Source organism: Stenotrophomonas sp. 2YAF22, assembly GCF_052114665.1.
Lineage (GTDB): Bacteria > Pseudomonadota > Gammaproteobacteria > Xanthomonadales > Xanthomonadaceae > Stenotrophomonas > Stenotrophomonas indicatrix.
Window position 1 is genome coordinate 1 of record NZ_JBFRFE010000630.1, and the last position, 2494, is coordinate 2494.

Below are 2494 nucleotides of genomic sequence, written 5' to 3' on the forward strand. Positions count from 1 at the left end.
CGCCCGAAGTTGGACTCGAACCAACGACCCCCTGATTAACAGTCAAGTGCTCTAACCGGCTGAGCTATTCGGGCGGGGAGGCGCATTCTAGACGCTCATTGCGAGGCTTGCAACACCTTCGTCTCTTACCAGCAACCCGCCACCTTGGCCTCGGTGGGCGTCTTGCGCCCCGCCTGGTCCAGGGTCAGGGTGCCGCACTTGTCCTTGTCCTGGCCAGTCCCCGGCACCGCTTGCAGCGTGAACGCCGATGACGTCGCCGCACCGGACAACGACAACGTGTAGTACGACTTGCCCTCCCGGGGCGAGACGGTGAACGGCAGAGTCATCCCGCTGTACGTGTTCTGCACGGTATGGAAGCGCTCCAGCTGCTGTGCCAGCTCCACCAGATCGGCCTTCGCCTGTGCACGCCGGGATTTGCGTACGTGCTCGCTGTAGGACGGAATGGCGACGGCGGCGAGGATCGCGATCACGGCGACCGTGATCATCAGCTCGATCAGGGTGAATCCGCGGGCGTTGCGGCGGAGGGTAAAGGCGTTCATTCAATGTCCTCGAACTGCATCATCAACGGATCTGCCGCCACGACTGGCGACCACACGCACGCGGCTTGTACAGCGGATCGGCGCCCGGGCTGCGCAGTACGAACGTGCAGGCCTCGGCTTCCAGCAGCTTGTCGACCGTACAGCTGGAGGTAGCAGGGTCGCACGGCTCCAGCTTGGGCACGAACATGTTGGTACCTGTCACCGGAGGTCCCTGCCCCAGATCTCCGCCCTTGGTCAGGGCCACGGCCGCACAGTCGCCGGTACAGATCGAGGTGCCGCCGATGGTCGAGCTCAACCCACTCATTGACCCACCGCCGGACAACAGGTTCAGGCCGTACATCCAGTTCACACCGCCCCCGCTGCCGCAGATGGCGGTACCTGGAACATAAGTGGTGAAGTACACCGTGCCGCCCTGTACGTTCGGGTTGCCCACGAAGCGCTCACCTTCGATGCTGCTGTTCACCACCAGATCCACATACCAGCCGCGAACAGCGCCGTACACGAAACTGGTGCTGCTGACGGCACGCGCCGAGTAGCCATCGGTGGCCGTAGTGGTGATGATGTTCTGCTGCACCAGGTTGGCGCGCCCGCCAGCCGCCGTCTGCAGGTTGTCCCACACACCGTACAGGCTCTGCACCGGCGAGGAACTGCTGACCGCGTTGTCATCGGCGGCGAAGTACTGGCCGGTGCCGAAGAACAGGCTGACGCCACCGCTGGGGCCACGAGTGACTTCGATGCCGCCCATGATCGGCTGCGGTTTGCTGTTGCGCACAGCGGTGAACAAAGGCGCCCCTCCCAATGCCACCCCCCAGTTGGCCGGGTTGGTATCGGACAGGTCGAACTTCCAAAGGTTGCCCTGCATGTCGCCGCTGTAAACCGTATCAGTGATGCCGTCGTTGTTCTTCAGCGCCACCGTGGCCACGTTGATCAGCCCGTTGCGGTTGGCGTAGGCCGCACCGGTCGGGGAGATCCTGCGCAGCACCTTGCCCGTGGCGATGTCGACCACGAACAGCACCGGCTTGCCGCTGGTGGAATTGACGCCGTTGCCGAACAGCGCCACGAAACGTGGCTGGCCGCCAGCCGTGGTGCCCGATACCGGAACCACCACCGGCTTGCCAAGTACGAAGCCCAGATCCGACTCGGTCTTTCCCGACACTTCCCACAGCACGTTGCTGGCACCGAAGCCGGTCGGATTGCCTACGTCCAGCGCGAACACCGATCCGTTGCTGGCCTTGCCACCACTGGGCGCCACCGACGAGCCACCACCACCGGTGGTACCCACCAGCACAGTGCGCCAATTGCTGCCGTCGTACACGTCCGACGATGTCAGCGGACCATCCACGTAGTAGCGGTGACCGTACTTGGGGTTGGCCAGTTCAGCGATGTGCTGTAGCGACGCCGACGGAATGAATGCCAGCTCCTCGTTCCCGGCTGCGGCAGTGTCCGAACCATTGAAACCATGCAGCATGCCGTCGTTGGCACCGACATAGATCATCGTCGGCGGGCCACTACTCGCCCGCTTTGCCTTGAGATACGTGGCGTACGCCGCGCCCAGCGTCTTCTTCCATGGAGCCGCCTGGACACTCCAGTAGCCGTAACCGAAGTCATCACGGTTGGAAACGACCTCGGTACCCGAGTTGACGATATCGCCCAGCGGCGAGGTGCGCGTGCGGAAACCACTGATGGCAGCACCACGCAGGTAGCTGACCAAATTGGCCGAGGTCTTGCCGGTGTACCAGTCCGGACGCGTGACCAGGCCGAGGGTCGCAGCCTTTGCGTTGTCATCGGCACCGGGTACGTTGGCCGAAGTGAACTCTGCCACCTTCGCAGCGGTAACCGTGTCCTTGGCCGAATCGGTGGAGGTGGGCGCCGTTGCCATGTAGATGCGCCGGGTTGATGAAGCGAGCTTGCTCGATGCCCGCCACAGCTCTGCACCGTCGGCACCGGTACTGGTC

At 63.6% G+C, this 2494-nt stretch carries 2 protein-coding genes and 1 tRNA gene; all 3 read right to left on the reverse strand.

Features of this window, described 5'->3' with window-relative positions:
• A tRNA-Asn gene (locus AB4Y84_RS19165) sits at positions 1-74 on the reverse strand.
• A 51-nt stretch (positions 75-125) separates the two neighbouring features.
• Positions 126-539 (reverse strand): type IV pilin protein, encoded by a 414-nt coding sequence (locus AB4Y84_RS19170; protein WP_223494720.1) that lies wholly within the window; start codon positions 537-539, stop codon positions 126-128.
• A gap of 22 nt (positions 540-561) precedes the next feature.
• Positions 562-2494 (reverse strand): pilus assembly protein (locus AB4Y84_RS19175; protein WP_442250680.1); only part of this gene is annotated, 1933 nt, incomplete at its 5' end.